Raw genomic sequence first — 14716 nt, forward strand, 5'->3', positions numbered from 1 at the left:
GTACCTCGGGCCCGCCCGGCGTGCGGGTATCTTCCGGGCGAGGACGACCGACGGGAGCTGAACCCGGTATGGGGCGACGTGGGGAACGCCGGGAGCTGCTGGCGGAGGCCGCGATCGAGGTGCTGGCCGCCGTCGGTGGGCGAGGGCTGACACATCGGGCGGTGGATCGTGAGGCGCGCGTCCCGGAGGGGACGACGAAGAACTACTTCCCCTCCAGGGAATCCCTCCTCGCGGCCATCGCCGACCACCTGGCGGAGGACCACAGGGCCGCCGTCGCCAGCCTGCGCAGGCACACCCCCGAGTCGGTGACCGCCGGCCAGCTCGACGCCCTGTACCGGGGCATGTTGCGGCGTTCCACCGGCGTGGGCCGGTCCCGGCTCCTCGCGTTGCTCGAGCTCTACCTGGAGTCGATCCGCCGGCCCAGCGTCCGCGACGCGTTGGGTTCGATGGCCCTGGCGAATACCGACGCGACCATCGCCCTGCACGAGAGCGCGGGCCGGCGCCTGACCCGGGCCCAGGCCGGCCGCCTCGACGCCTACCTGCTGGGGCTCTCCCTGCTGCTGCTCGCGCTGCCCGCCGACGTGCTGCGCGGCGCGGGCCTGGACCCGGCGCCGCTGCCGACCGACGCCATCAGCGACGGGCCGGAACGTGACGGCGGGCCCGGCTCACCGAGGTGAACCGGGCCCGCCAACCACCGCCCCCGGGGCGCGCACCGCGACCCGGGGGAACCGTCACACCACGGCGCCGGTGCTGTTCTCGTCGCGACGCTTCTTCTTCTTGGGACGCGCCGCGCCCGGCCACCTCGTGTCGAGTAGCACGGCGAACGGCGACGCCACGGTGATCGTGGTGACGTTCCCGACGAAGCTGCCGACGATCACCGCGAGGGCGAAGTCGACCAGTGAGCCACCGCCCAGGAAGAGCAGCGCGCCGAGCACCGCGAACACACCGATGCCGGTGTTGATCGTCCTCGGCATCGTCTGGAGGATCGCCAGCCCCGCCACCCGGAAGAACGGGTCCTTCGGGTGCGAGGCGCGCAGCTCCCGGACCCGGTCGAAGACCACGACCGAGTCGTTCACCGAGTAGCCGATCACCGTCAGCATCGACGCGATGAACACGCCGTCGACCAGCCGGCCCGTCCAGGCGAAGAACCCGAGCAGGAAGAGGATGTCCGCCGCCAGACCGGCCATCACGGCAACCGCCAGCCGCCAGTCGAAGCGGAAGGACAGGTAGATCACCTGCACGAGCACCGCCAACAGGAAGGCGAGGATCGCCTGGTTCCGCAGCTCGTTGCCCATGCTGGGGCCGATCAGGTCGGACCTGAGCTGTTCCACCTCACCGCCGGCCGCCGTGCTGACCGCGTCGGCGATCCGGCCGACCTCGGACTCGTCCAGGGGAACGGTGCGCACCGAGATGCCGTTGTCGTCGGTGCTCGACACCTGCGCGTCGGGGAACCCGGCTGCCGCCAGCTCGGAGCGGACGTCGCCGAGATCGACCTCCTCCGACGAGGAGTACTCCAGGTACCTGCCACCGGTGTACTCGACACCGAGGTTGAGCCCGCGCACGGCCAGCCCGAGGCCCACGACGAGCAGCACGACCAGCGATCCCACCAGCCAGCGGCGGTGCCGCCGGTAGAAGTCGGGCGACCGCCGCTCGAACCACTGGCGGACCCGACCGATGCTGGCGATACCGCTGATCGCGGGCTTCCTCGCCACCACACCCCGGAAGGTGAGCTGCTGCAGGACCCGGCTGAGCACGAAGGCGCTGAACATCGAGACCGCGACACCGACGCTGAGGGTGACGCCGAAGCCCCGCACCGGGCCAGCGGCCAGGGCGAACAGCAGCGCCGCCGCCAACAGGGTGGTGATGTTGGAGTCCGCGATCGCGGTGAGCGCGCCCCGGAACCCGCCCGTCACGGCGTTCTGCATCCGGCGGACCGGGGACTTGGTGCCCGCTCCCGCCGCGTACTCCTCCCGGGACCGTTCGTAGATCAGCACGTTCGCGTCCATCGCCATACCGATGGCGAGAACGAAACCCGCCAACCCGGGGAGGGTGAACGTCGCGCCGATCGCGAGCATCAGCCCGTAGGCGATCGCCGTGTACCCGGCGAGCGCGATGGTGGCGATGAGACCGGCCATCCGGTACACGACCAACAGGAAGAGACCGGTCAGCGCGACACCGATGATCGAGGCCATCACGCTGGCGTCGATCGCGTCCTGCCCCAGGGTGGGGCCGACGGTCCGCTGCTCCACGACCTCGACCTGGACGGGCAGCGCGCCGTCGCTGATCAGCAGGGCCAGCTGGTTGGACTCCTCCTCGGTGAAGTCACCGGTGATCTGCGTGGTCCCCCCGGTGATACCGACGTTGCAGCGCACGTCCGGCGTCACCTGGGGAGCGGAGATGATCTCGTTGTCCAGGACGATGGCCACCCGCCGCGCGGGGTCACCGTTGGGCGCGCACGCGGCCTGGCCCGTGATGTCCGCCCACCCGCGGCCGTCGTGGAAGTCGAGGGAGACGTGCCAGCCGAGCCCCTGCTGGCCGTCCAGCCTGGCGGTGGCCCGGTTGATGGCCTCACCGGTCATCGCGGCCGGCGCGAGCTGGAGCCGCTGGCCGCTCTCGTCGGGCAGCACCAGTTCACCGGTCTGCTCCTGGTCGGAGTCCCCCTCCGGGGGGGTCGACTCCTCCGGAGGAGCCAGGCCGACGACGGGGTGGATCGTCAACTGGGCGGTCCGGCCGATCGTCTCCAGGGCCTCCTCAGGGTCCTGGACGCCCGGCATCTCCACGACGATGCGGTTGGAGCCGGACCGGATCAGGTTCGGTTCGGCCACTCCGAGGGAGTCGACGCGGCGGCGCAGCACCTCCAGCGTCTGGTCCATCGTCTCGTCGTCCAGGGTGCCCCCGGGGGCCTCCTCGGCCTCCAGGGTGATCTGGGTGCCGCCCTGGAGATCGAGTCCGAGCCGGGGCTCGGTCGTGAGCAGCATGGTCCCCGCGCCGAGCAGCACGAGGAGGGCGAGCAGTCCTCGGAGGAGGAGCGAACGTTGGTCCGAGGAGCGGGTCGAGCGGGTGGAGCGGGGTGGTGGCACGGTGTGGTCTCCACTGCGGTGGGCGCACGACGGCTGGTGTCGCCACGTGCTGGGGTGACGGGGGCGGCGGTCGCCGTCCCTCCGGACGCCTCAGTGCCGTGCCACCCCGGGCGGTCCCCGGCCGGTGCTCATGCCGTCCGCGCCGGGACGGGCCGGAACCCGCGGCGGGGACAGACGGGGGAGGTGGGCGGTGAACGGAGCCCGACCCAGTAGCGGAGCGCCACCGTCCAGCACGGCGGGATCACGGGTGGGCCCGGTCTCCCCGACCGCCTGGTGGGCGAACGCGGCGAACGCGGCGAACGCGGCGCGGGCGGGCACCGGTCCGCCGGACCCGGTCCGGGTCGCGCGAGGGCCGGTCCGTTCGTGCTGGTTGGCCGGGTCCGCGCGCAGCGCGTGCGACACGCCGCCGGCCGGGCCGGTCCCGCCCGCGCCGGGCCGGGCGGCGGCGGGGGCCGCCAGTCCCACCAGCGTGCACAGCGCACCCACGAGCACCATGCCCGACCACGACAGGAAGCGGCCCGGGCGTGCGCTCATGCGTGCTCCCTGGGTCGCCGTCAGTGGTCGCGCGGAGTGTATCGGGACCACGGGGGGTGTCCAGTAAGCCGGAAGGACCCTTCGCGTGCCGTCCACCGCACGGCCGTTGGGGTCGGGACGCCCTCGCGAGCCACCGCCCGCGCCATCACCCGGAGCGACCAGTCGGGACCGACAGCGATCTCCCGCCGGACGCGCCCGTCGCGTGGATGACGGGGCATGACAAGATCCACCAGTGCGCTTCTTCGCCGATCTGCACATCCATTCCAAGTACTCGCGGGCCTGTAGCCGCGACTGCGACCTCGAGAACCTGGCATGGTGGGCCCGGCGCAAGGGCCTCCACCTCGTCGGGACCGGCGACTTCACACATCCTCGCTGGTTCGAGCACCTCCGGGACACCCTCGAACCCGCCGAACCCGGGCTCTTCCGCATCAGGCCGGACCTGGACCGGGACATCCTCCGCCGCCTGCCGGCCTCCTGTTCCTCGCCGGTCCGATTCCAGCTGTCGGTGGAGATCTCCACCATCTACAAGGCGGGCGAGCTGACCCGCAAGGTCCACCACCTGGTGTACATGCCCGACTTCGCCGCGGCTGAGGAGTTCAACCGCCGGCTGGGCAGGATCGGCAACCTCGGTTCCGACGGGAGGCCCATCCTGGGCCTGGACTCGCGGGACCTGCTGGAGATCGCGCTGGAGAGCGGCGACGGCGCCTACCTGGTGCCAGCCCACGTGTGGACGCCCTGGTTCGCGGTGCTGGGCTCCAAGTCGGGGTTCGACACGGTGGACGAGTGCTACCGGGACCTCGCGCCGCACGTCTTCGCCCTGGAGACCGGCCTCTCCAGCGATCCCGCCATGAACTGGACGGTCTCGGGACTGGACCGCTTCCAGCTCGTCAGTAACTCCGACGCGCACTCGCCTCCCATGCTCGGACGGGAGGCCACCGTCTTCGACACCGAACTGGACTACCACGCGGTGCGCCGCGCCATGGAGACGGGCGACGGACTCGCCGGCACCGTCGAGTTCTTCCCCGACGAGGGCAAGTACCACCTGGACGGACACCGCAAGTGCGGGGTCCGGTGGACACCCGACCAGACCAGGGAGCACGGCGGGACGTGCGGTGTCTGCGGTCGGCCCGTCATGGTCGGCGTGTCGAACCGGGTCGCCCAGCTCGCCGACCGGCCGGCCGGGCACCGGCCGGAGAGGGCGACGCCCTTCCGGAGCCTGGTCCCCCTGCCGGAGATCATGGGGGAACTGCTCGGCGTCGGGCCCAAGAGCAAACGGGTGCTCGGCGAGATCGCGGAACTCACCGGCCTGTACGGACCGGAACTCGCCATCCTCGACGAGGTGCCCGTCGACGAGCTGTCCGCGCGGTCGACCCTGCTCGGTGAGGCCATCGCCAGGCTGCGCCGAGGCGAGGTGATCCGTGACGGTGGCTACGACGGCGAGTACGGGGTCATCCGGCTCTTCGAACCCGGCGAGCTCCGGCGCGACCGGGAACGGCACACCCCCGCCCTCTTCGACGCCGAGCCGACCCCCGCCCCCGTGCGGGCGAGGCCGGGAACCGTGCCCGGTGGAGCCCACGCGGCGACCACCGCCGGGGCCCCCGGTGTTCGGGGAGGGGCGTCGACCCCGCAGCCGACCACCGCCGCCGCGCCGGACGGCGCCGTGGAGGGGACCCCCGTGGCGGCGGAACAGTCCGACGGCCCACTGGCGGGGCTGGACCCGGACCAGCTCCGCGCCGCCGGTGCCCCGGCGGGACCCCTGCTCATCGTCGCCGGTCCGGGAACCGGCAAGACCCGCACCCTGACCCGCCGCATCGCCCACCTGTGCGCGCGGGGCGTACCACCCGAACGAGTCCTCGCGATCACCTTCACCAGGAGGGCTGCCGAGGAGATGGCGGAGCGGTTGGCCGACCTCGTCGGCGACGCGGCCCGCGCCATGGCGGTGACCACGTTCCACTCGTGGGGTCTCCGGCTGCTCCGCGAGTTCCCGCAGCGGTTCGGGCTCACCCCCGACTTCGCCGTCGCCTCCGAGCAACGACGACTCGAGGTGGTCGGCACCCTCACCGGAGACGCCCGCGGCGCGCGGGCCGTGCTGGGCGAGCTCTCCCGTCTCCGGAGGTCCGGGTGCGTGCCGACGGGCACCGCCGCCGTCACTCCGGGCGAGGACGGTGCCGGGACGCCCCCCGAGGTCGGCGCGCCCAGCGGGGAGCCGGATCCGGAGCTGGTGGAGCTCGCGACCCGCTACCTGGGGGTGCTGCGCTCCCACGACCTCGTCGACCTCGATGACCTGGTCGCCCTGCCCACCGAGCTGCTGGAGTCCGACGCCGACCTGCGCTCCCTGGTCCGTGCCCGGCATCCGTGGGTCTCGGTCGACGAGTACCAGGACGTCGACGAGGTGCAGTACCGCCTGCTGCGGGCGCTGGTGCCCCCCGAGGGGAACCTGACCGCGATCGGTGATCCGGACCAGGCCATCTACTCCTTCCGGGGGGCCGATGTGCGCTTCTTCCTCCGGTTCCAGGAGGACTTCCCCGGTGCGAACACCGTGTCGCTGACCAGGAACTACCGCTCCAACCGGCACATCGTCGCCGGGGCGCTCCAGGCGATCGCCCCGACCACGCTGGTCCCCGGACGAGCCCTGCTCCCCTCGGCGGCGCTCCCCGCGACGAGGATCGGCCTGCACCAGGCCGGGGACGAGCGCGCCGAGGCCTCCTTCGTGGCCAGGACCATCGATGCCCTCCTCGGTGGTTCGTCGTTCCACTCGCTCGACTCCGGGCGGGCCTCCGGTGAGGGCGACGAGGGGCTGGGCTTCTCCGACATCGCGGTGCTCTACCGCACCGACGCCCAGGCCTCGGCCGTGGTCGAGGCGCTCACCGTCGCCGGCGTCCCCTTCCAGAAGCGGTCGCACGACCGGTTGCGGGAACGGCCCGGCGTCGCCGAGCTGGTGGCCGAACTGCGGTACGTCCCGCCAGCTCCCCCAGGCGGCGGAGGCCCGGTGACCGTGCTCGACCGGCTGCGGCGCGCGGCCGACCGGCTGGCCGCTCGCGTCCCGGTGGGTGAGCGCGCCGAGCGGCTGGTCCTGCTCGACACGGCGGTCGACCTGCTGCGAGGACTGGCCGCACGCTGCGGGGCGGACCTGGATCGCTTCCGGGACGAACTGGCACTCGGAGTGGAGGTCGACACGCTCGACCCGAGGGCCGACCGGGTCGCGTTGCTCACCCTGCACGCCGCGAAGGGGCTCGAGTTCCCCGTCGTGTTCCTCGTCGGATGTGAGGACGGGCTGTTGCCCCACCGCCTTCCCGGCACACCACCGGGGGAGCAGGACCCGGCGGCGCTCGCGGAGGAACGACGGCTGTTCTTCGTGGGCATGACCCGGGCCCAACGCCACCTCTACCTGAGTTCGGCCGCGAACCGGTTCCGCCACGGCGCCAGCCGGCCAGGGGTGCCCTCGCCCTTCCTGTCCGCCCTCGACGGTGGGGTGTACCAACGCATCGGGCAGGCTGGCCCGAAGGCCAGCCGGCCGGCGCGTCAGCTCCGACTGCTCTGATCGCCGCGAACGGGGGCTGCCTCGCCCCCGGCCAGGCTCTTCTCGAACCAGTGGTCGGAGTACGGGGCGTTCGAGTAGGCCGGGATCTCCCGGAACCCCCGGCTCGTGTAGAGCGAGCGCGCCTCGACGAGATCGGCACGGGTGTCGAGTCTCATCCGGGTGGCGCCGAGATCCCGGGCCGCGTCCTCCGCGGCCGAGAGCAGCCGCGCGCCCAGGCCCCGTCCCCGGTGGTCGGGCAGGACGAACAGGCGTGTGAGTTCCGCGGTCAGCGGGTCGAGCACCCGGACCCCGACGCACCCGGCCGTCGTCCCCGCCCACCGGGCGAGGAGGAACTCGCCGTGCGGGGGAGTGAGGTCGTCGCTGGGCTCGTCGGCGAGTGCCGTCTCCCATTCGGCGGTGGTGGCGGGACGACCCCGCCGGACCAGGAAGTAGCGGTCGACGATGTCCCGATAGTAGGTGCGCGACACGGCCACCGATTCGGCCGCCCGGACGTCCTGCGGCTGGATGACCCACCGTGCGGGGCCGGCGGGAACGCTGCTCATGCCGTCATTCTCGCGCCTCGCCGGCGCCGAGGGGAGATCACCCCGCACCGGCTCCCGCCAGGGGGCCTGGCCAGCCCCGACGGGGGCCGATCGCCGCGCTGGCACGCGGTGGGCCGGTCCTCGCCACGCCCGACTCGCGGGTCGTGGTCGATCGAACCGGATGGTGGCCTCGCGGACCCTTCTCCGCAGGTCGGACTGGCCCTCACCCCGTACGGTGACGACGCCGCGCCCACAGATTCCCCCGTTAGGCCGCTACCCGTCACGGAGCCGCGTGCTAACCTTGCACTCGGTTGCTGTTGCAGTTCCTCGCATGTTCTTGGACGCCCGCGGAGCCACATTGCGGGCGTTTTTTGTACGTGGGCCCCGGTCCATGACGGGGGACGGTCACAACCAGGGAGCCGCGCAGTGCGGTTCTCGATAACGTCCCTCACAAGGAGACACAGTTCATGGCTCAGGGCACCGTCAAGTGGTTCAACTCGGAGAAGGGCTTCGGCTTCATCGCCCAGGACGGGGGACCGGACGTGTTCGTCCACTACTCCTCCATTGACACCCAGGGGTTCCGCACGCTGGAGGAGAACCAGCGCGTGGAGTTCGACATCACCCAGGGGACCAAGGGCCCGCAGGCCGAGCGCGTCCGTCCGCTGAGCTGAGGTGTGACCACCGTGTGCCCCGGCGAGTCTCCACTCGCCGGGGCACACGTCTACTGATGGTCGTCCGTCGTAGGGTCGTGGTGTGCGTCGGGAGAGTCACCAGGGGAGTGCTGTGAAACGCAGGATGGATCTGGGAGCGGTTCGTTTTCGACTCCGCGTGACCTGGCACCGCAAGGTGATGCTCACGCTCACGGGATCCACGCCTCGGAGCTGCCGGGTGGATGTCGGCCTGCACCAGGTCGTCGTGCGAGCGGGGCGGTTCTTCCGCACCGCGTTCCCGCTCGGCGCCGTGCAGGCGGTGCGGGTACTGCCGCACCACAAGGCACCCGGGGCGGACATGCGCTCCCGGGACGGCGTGCGCCTGCTGGGTGCGCGGACCTCGGTGGTGCAGATCCTCCTGGAGGCTCCGGCGCACGCCCGGCGCCTCGGCCGGCGGGTGGCGGTACGTCGGCTCACCCTCTCCGTGGACGACCCCGGGCTGCTCAAGACGGTGTTGAGCAACCGGGGCAACCGGTGGCGGCGCCAGGAGTGGTCCGCCAACTGAGACGGGGTGGGCTGACCCGCGCCTCGGGCTCCCCCAGGGGTGCGGCGAACACGGCTCGTCCCGCCTCGCGCGTACCGTCCAGCGCGCCTCCTGCCCGCCCAGCCCTTCGGTCGCGGTGGCCTTCCCCCGGCATCGGCCGGGGGGTTGCGGCCCTCCGGCCCCGGGTAGCCCTGGTGCGAGGTCCCGCCACTGGCGGGCCGTCGCGTCGACGGTGCGGGCCGGGCGCGGGACGACGAGGACCGGGGCGAGGGGAGACGGCTCATGGACCTGCTCACGGCGCACGGCAGGGCGATGGCGGAGTTCGACCGACGGGTCCGGCAGGTGACCCCCGACCAGTGGACCAACGCCACTCCCTGCACGGAGTGGACGGTGCGGGACCTGGTGAACCACATCGTCACCGAGCAGCGGTGGGCACCGGTCCTGCTCTCCGGGGCCACCGTCGCGGAGGTCGGGGACCGCTTCGACGGGGACCAGCTCGGTCCCGATCCCGTGGCGTCCTGGGCGGAGGCCTCGGCCGCCGCCCGCGAGGCCTTCCGCCGGCCCGGGGTGCTGGAGGGGCGGGTGAGCGTCAGCTCCGGATACCTCCCGGCGAGTGAGTACGGCTGGCAGATGACCTCCGACCTCGCGATCCACGCGTGGGACCTGGCCAAGGGGATCGGTGTCGACACGACCTTGGACTCCGGGTTGGTCGAGGCGGTGGACGACGTCATCCGTCCCGAGATCGACGACTGGGACGCCGCCGGCATCTACGCGCCCCCGGTGCCCGTGTCCCAGGCATCGGATCCCCAGGCGCAGCTCCTCGGACTTGTCGGACGTCACCCCTAGCATCGCCGTGGAACGCGGACGACGGGAAGGAACGCGCCAGTGGAGACGACGGATCTCGCGATGCGCTACGACCGGTGGCTGACCGGGTTGTGGCAGGCCCCACCGGAGCGGATGGCCGGGTTGGCGCGGGAACTGTTCACCGAGGACGCGGTGGGGCACTGGTCCCGGGGCGACGCCCACGGCCCCGAGGGCATCGCGGCGAACGTCCGCGAGACGACGGCGTTGTTCGACGAGGTCAGGACGGAGCTCCTGGTCGGCCCCGTCGTCGACGGGGCGCTGGTGTCCGCGGTCTGGCGCTTCTCCGGACGCGTGCGGGCCGGGGTTCCTGGCGTGACCGCCGAGCCGGGTGGCCTCGTCACCTTCACGGGCGCGGACATGTTCCGGGCCGTCGGCACCCGGTTCGCCGAGTACTGGCCGCACGGTGACGCGTTGAGCTGCCTGTCCCAGCTGGGGCTGGTCCGGATGACGACGCCCTGATCCGGGCCGGGCTCGCCTCACCGTCCGGTTCGGCCGCGCTGGTCCGCCTCGGGCGGGGTTCGCCTGCTGGACGGCTTCGGGATCAGGGAGGGGACAGCAGCGTCAGCACGCCGACGTCGGCGTCGAGGCTCACCGGTACGTTCAACGGAACGGTCACCTGGTCGGCGCAGTGCCCGAAGCCCACCTCCCACGCCACCGGGACGCCCAGCGGTTCCAGTCGGTCGGCGAGGACGTCCCGCACCCGCTCCGGCGGGTCGCACCGCTCCCAGGACCCGAGCGCCACTCCCGCCACCGCGTCGAACCACCCCGCCGCGAGGAGCTGGGTGAGCATTCCGTCGAGGCGGTAGGGCTCCTCGTCGATGTCCTCCAACAGCGCGATCGCGCCGTCCGGGGGCCGGGGGACGTCGGGTCGGTCGAGGCTGGCCGCGAGCAGGCTGAGCGTCCCGCCCCAGCTGGTACCGCTGGCCCGGCCACCCCGGATCGGCATCCCGGAGCCCCGGCCGAGTGGGCCCAGCTCGTCGGGGGCGAACAGGACCTGGTGGAGGTGTTCCCGCGCGGCCGGCTGGTCCACGAAGTAGGTGCTGCCGACCATCGGGCCGAAGAGCGAGGCGACCGGGAGGCGGGCGCCCAGCGCGGCGTGCAGCGCGGTGATGTCGCTCGACCCCACGAGCAGGCGGGGCGTGTGGCCCTCGACCCGGTCCCAGTCGAGATGGCTCAGGGTGCGGGCCGAGCCGTAGCCGCCGCGGGCGCAGAGGACGGCGCGGACGCCGCGGGCGGACAGCGCCCAGGTGAGGTCGTCGGCCCGCTGGGCGTCGTCGCCGGCGAGGTAGTCCAGCACCGGGTGGCGGCGCAGGACGTGCCGGCCGAGCGAGACCTCCAGTCCCCAGTCCCGGAGCGTCGTCAGCCCCCGGTCCAGGGTCTCCTCGGCCACCGGGCCGGCCGGTGCCACCACGGCGACGCGGTCGCCGGGCCGCAGTGGCCGGTGCGGCCAGGTCCTCCCGTCGGCCGTCACCGCTGGATCTCCAGCTCCGGGACGTCGGCCGCCTCGAATCCGAGGACCTGCCCGTAGAAGGACAGTTCGGCCTGGAGGACGGCGCGGATGGTGTCCGCCCGGCGGAACCCGTGCTGTTCCCCGGCGAAGGCGAGGTAGGCGTGCGGCACGCCGTGCTCGGCCAGGGCGGCGACGAAGCGCTCGCACTGGTCGGCGGGGCAGATCTCGTCCTCCAGTCCCTGGAGGACCAGCAGCGGGGCCAGCATCTCCTGCACCCGGTTGACCGGTGCCCGTTGCCGGTACCGTTCCCGCTGCTCGGGGTAGGGCCCGACCAGGCCGTCCAGGTAGCGGGACTCGAAGTCGTGGGTCCCCCCGTTCGCCCACCCCTCGAGGTCGAGGACGGGGTACATCGCGGTCCCGCAGCGGTAGGTGTCGACGCAGGTGAGGGAGGAGGCCGTGGTCCACCCGCCCGCGCTGCCACCCCGGATCGCGATCCGGTCGGGGTCGGCGATGCCCTCCGCCCCCAGCGCCCGGGCCACGGTCGCGCAGTCGCCGACGTCGACGACGCCCCAGTTCTCGCGGAGCCGTTCCCGGAACTCACGCCCGTAGCCGGTGGACCCGCCGTAGTTCACCGCGACGACCCCGATGCCCCGGCTGGTGAAGTAGGCGAAGTCGATGTCCAGCACCGGCGAGACCCGGCCGGTCGGCCCACCGTGCGCGTGGACCAGGAACGGGGGGAGTTCGTTGTCCGCCGCGGCGAAGTCGGGGTTGCGGGGGCGGTAGAGGTAGGCGGGGATCCGCTCGCCGTCCGGACCGGTGAAGGTCCGTTCCTCCGGTACCGGCAGGTACCGCTCGTCGGGCAGGGTGCCCGGTGTCGCGGTGAACCGCCGCACGCGTCCGGAATCCGGGTCGACCGCGACCACCGCCCGTCCGTGCCGGGGTCCGGCGGCGACGCCGAGGACCTCCCCGGTGCGGACCGCGAGCGTCGGCCCCCAACTGGGCAGTGAGCTCCCCACGTCCACGGGGAGACCGGTCAGTTCTCCCGTGTCCGAGTCCAGCAGGGCGAGCGCACCGGACCGCAGCACCGCGAAGCGGCCGTCCCCGAGGTCGGCGAACCAGCGGGCCCCGACCTGCCAGAGCGGGCCGCCCAGCTCCTCCCGGACGGAGCCCAGGTTCTTGCGGGTGCCGTCCAGTTCCACTCGGAAGAGGTTCCACCAGCCGTCCGGGTCGGTGGAGACGGTCAGCGCGTCGGCGGACGCCCACTCCGCCTGGCACACGGACTCCCCGTCGTCACCGCACAGGACCCGGTGCTCCGACAGCTCGCCGGACTCGTCGATGTCCGCGACGCACAGCTCAGTGCCGTCCCAGGGCATGGCAGGGTGGTTCCAGCCGATCCAGGCGGCGTGACGCCCGTCCGGGCTGGGGCGTGCCCCGGTCATGAAGTGGTGGCTGGCCGCGAGGACGCGGACGCCGCCCGGATCCTCACCCGCGGCGCCCGTGACCGGAAGGGCCACCAGGTCGCGGCGGATGTCCGTCCGGCCCTCCCCGGTGACCTCCTCCCGGACGCACCACACCTCGTCGCCCCCGGGACCCGCCGCCAGGTCGCCGTACCGGAACCCGTGTTCGATCTCGGGTGCCGGGGAGATCGCCCGGGGTTCGGCGGCGGGATCGTCCAGCTCGAGGAGGTAGACGCGCTGGTCGGCCCAGTGCGTGAAGGCGAGCAGATCGCGACCGTCCCGTTCGAACACCACCCAGGGCCGGCCGCCGTACTCGTGCAGCCGGTTGCGCACGTTCCACGGCGCACCGAGCACTTCGCGGGCGTCGCCCGGCGTGTTCGCTCTCAGCAGAGCGACCCGGCCGCCCTCGGCGGGACGGCTCTCCGTCCACCACACCTGCTCCCGGTGGGTGTCGGCGAGCAGCGGACCACCGCCGGCCGCCGCGGCATCGTCCGCGCTGATCGGAGAGGTCCAGGTGCCGTAGCGGGAGATCGTTACCACATTCGGACCTTATCCCGGAGTGGCCGGGGAGGGGGAGAAGCTGAAAGCGTGTTGATTGATCAGCATGTGGGGGAGGGCGCTGCCGTCCGAATCCCGGTGGCCTAGTGTCGGAGGTGTCATGGCTCGTGTCATTCACGTATTCCGTCAGCCCGACCGCTTCGTAGCAGGCACGGTCGGGCAGCCCGGCGAACGCATGTTCTACCTCCAGGCGTCCGAGGACGTCAGGCAGATCAGCGTTCAGCTGGAGAAGCAGCAGGTGTCGGTGCTCGCCGAGCGCATCAGCGCGCTCCTGGAGGAGGTGGTCCGCCGCTTCGACGCGGAGGTACCGCCGGACGCTCCCGAGGAGTCCATCGACACGGAACCCCTCGAGGTGCCGGTGGAGGAGGAGTTCCGCGTCGGCACCATGGGGTTGGGTTGGGACGCCGAGACCCACGCCGTCGTGATCGAGTTGTTGGCGATCACGGAGGAGGAGGTCGACGAGTCCGTGGTACTCGACGACACCGAGGAGGGGCCGGACGCCGTCCGGGTGTTCCTCACCCCTCTCCAGGCCAGGGCGTTCGCGGCCCGGGCGGAGCGAGTGGTGAACGCGGGGCGGAAGCCCTGCCCGCTCTGCGGGGAGCCCCTCGACCCGGCCGGTCACATCTGCCCGAGGCAGAACGGCTACCGACGGGGCGACCCGGCGCTGCCGGGGTTGTAGAACGGCTCGGCGAGGTGGGGGTTGACGAGGCCGACGCCCTGGCACTGCTGGAGCGGGGTGACCTCGAGGTGCGCGGCCGGATGGTCGACGCCTCGAACGCCACGCTCTTCTGCGAGGTCAGCGCGGACGGCGTGACGGCGAGTTGCGTCTACAAGCCGGTACGGGGCGAGCGCGCCCTGTGGGACTTCCCCGACGGGACGCTGGCCGGCCGGGAGGTGGCCACCTACCTGCTCTCCCGGGCGGCGGGCTGGGACCTGGTGCCACCGACCGTGCTGCGGGAGGGGCCGCTGGGCCCCGGCATGGCGCAGCTGTGGATCGAGACCACCCCCGAGGACGCCCTCGTGGACGTCGTGCCCCCCGACCGGCTGCCGGAGGGATGGCGGGCGGTGCTCCACGCCCACGATCGCTTCGGTGACCCCGCCGTGCTCGCCCACGCCGACCACCCCCGGCTGCGCACGATGGCGGTGTTGGACATCGTGGCGAACAACGCCGACCGCAAGGGTGGTCACGTGTTGCGGGCCACCGACGGCGCCGTCTACGGGGTCGACCACGGGATCTGCCTGAACACGGAGCACAAGCTGCGCAGCGTGTTGTGGGGTTGGGTCGGGGAGCCGCTGTCGGAGGAGGTGCGGGAGGACCTCCGGCGCCTGGGCTCGCTCCTCGACGGGAGCCTCGCCCCCACGCTGGGCACGCACCTGACCCGCAAGGAGGTCCTCGCGGTGGGACGGCGGACGGCGCAGCTGCTCGCGGCCCCGGTCTTCCCCGGGCCCAGCGGTGACTGGCCGCCCATCCCGTGGCCGGTGTTCTGAGCGTCACCGCGCCCGCCGCTGCCGATGGG

At 72.7% G+C, this 14716-nt stretch carries 13 protein-coding genes; 8 read left to right on the top strand and 5 right to left on the bottom strand.

Annotation, left to right across the window (positions count from 1 at the left end; translation table 11 throughout):
• The first annotated feature begins 68 nt into the window (after positions 1-68).
• Positions 69-677: a TetR/AcrR family transcriptional regulator gene (locus C1701_RS22390; RefSeq protein ID WP_026418825.1), complete on the top strand. Its 609-nt coding sequence runs from the start codon at positions 69-71 to the stop codon at positions 675-677.
• Positions 678-731: 54 nt separating this feature from the next.
• Here the strand turns inward: C1701_RS22390 and secD are convergent, their stop codons facing one another.
• A complete protein-coding gene (gene secD / locus C1701_RS22395) occupies positions 732-3080 on the bottom strand; it encodes a protein translocase subunit SecD (RefSeq protein WP_026418826.1) in 2349 nt (782 codons plus the stop codon).
• A 90-nt stretch (positions 3081-3170) separates the two neighbouring features.
• Positions 3171-3614, bottom strand: a complete 444-nt coding sequence (locus C1701_RS22400) for a hypothetical protein (protein WP_026418827.1) — start codon at positions 3612-3614, stop codon at positions 3171-3173.
• Between the two features lie 232 nt (positions 3615-3846).
• Here C1701_RS22400 and C1701_RS22405 point away from each other — a divergent pair, with 232 nt between their 5' ends.
• Positions 3847-7155 carry a UvrD-helicase domain-containing protein gene (locus C1701_RS22405; protein ID WP_103056550.1) on the top strand — a complete coding sequence of 1103 codons (3309 nt, stop codon included), beginning with the start codon at positions 3847-3849 and terminating at the stop codon, positions 7153-7155.
• Here C1701_RS22405 and C1701_RS22410 read toward each other — a convergent pair.
• The gene (locus tag C1701_RS22410; RefSeq protein ID WP_026418829.1) at positions 7137-7697 is read right to left on the bottom strand and encodes a GNAT family N-acetyltransferase; all 561 of its coding nucleotides are present in this window, start codon (positions 7695-7697) and stop codon (positions 7137-7139) included. The genes C1701_RS22405 and C1701_RS22410 overlap by 19 nt on opposite strands.
• Before the next feature lie 446 nt (positions 7698-8143).
• Here C1701_RS22410 and C1701_RS22415 point away from each other — a divergent pair, with 446 nt between their 5' ends.
• The 4 genes from C1701_RS22415 (at position 8144) to C1701_RS22430 (ending at position 10193) form a co-directional block, all read left to right on the top strand.
• Positions 8144-8347: a cold-shock protein gene (locus C1701_RS22415; RefSeq protein WP_026418830.1), complete on the top strand. Its 204-nt coding sequence runs from the start codon at positions 8144-8146 to the stop codon at positions 8345-8347.
• A 112-nt stretch (positions 8348-8459) separates the two neighbouring features.
• On the top strand, positions 8460-8891 hold the full coding sequence (locus C1701_RS22420; RefSeq protein WP_156038808.1) for a hypothetical protein: 432 nt from the start codon (positions 8460-8462) through the stop codon (positions 8889-8891).
• A 261-nt stretch (positions 8892-9152) separates the two neighbouring features.
• On the top strand, positions 9153-9716 hold the full coding sequence (locus C1701_RS22425) for a TIGR03086 family metal-binding protein (protein ID WP_026418832.1): 564 nt from the start codon (positions 9153-9155) through the stop codon (positions 9714-9716).
• A 39-nt stretch (positions 9717-9755) separates the two neighbouring features.
• Complete coding sequence (locus tag C1701_RS22430; RefSeq protein ID WP_026419822.1) at positions 9756-10193, top strand: ester cyclase; 438 nt, start codon at positions 9756-9758, stop codon at positions 10191-10193.
• A gap of 82 nt (positions 10194-10275) precedes the next feature.
• On the opposite strand, the gene C1701_RS22435 is transcribed toward C1701_RS22430, so the two are convergent.
• On the bottom strand, positions 10276-11205 hold the full coding sequence (locus C1701_RS22435) for a S66 peptidase family protein (protein ID WP_103056551.1): 930 nt from the start codon (positions 11203-11205) through the stop codon (positions 10276-10278).
• Entirely contained in the window at positions 11202-13181 is a 1980-nt protein-coding gene (locus C1701_RS22440; RefSeq protein ID WP_103056552.1) for a S9 family peptidase, read from the bottom strand. Before C1701_RS22440 ends, C1701_RS22435 begins: the two co-directional genes overlap by 4 nt.
• A gap of 118 nt (positions 13182-13299) precedes the next feature.
• Between C1701_RS22440 and C1701_RS22445 the strand changes: the two genes are divergently transcribed.
• Both C1701_RS22445 and C1701_RS22450 read left to right on the top strand, forming a co-directional pair.
• A complete protein-coding gene (locus C1701_RS22445) occupies positions 13300-13878 on the top strand; it encodes a DUF3090 domain-containing protein (protein WP_026066394.1) in 579 nt (192 codons plus the stop codon).
• A gap of 14 nt (positions 13879-13892) precedes the next feature.
• A complete protein-coding gene (locus C1701_RS22450) occupies positions 13893-14687 on the top strand; it encodes an SCO1664 family protein (RefSeq protein WP_026419819.1) in 795 nt (264 codons plus the stop codon).
• Positions 14688-14716: the final 29 nt, after the last annotated feature.

Origin of the sequence: Actinoalloteichus sp. AHMU CJ021 (assembly GCF_002895405.1) — a bacterium.
Classification (GTDB): domain Bacteria; phylum Actinomycetota; class Actinomycetes; order Mycobacteriales; family Pseudonocardiaceae; genus Actinoalloteichus_B; species Actinoalloteichus_B caeruleus.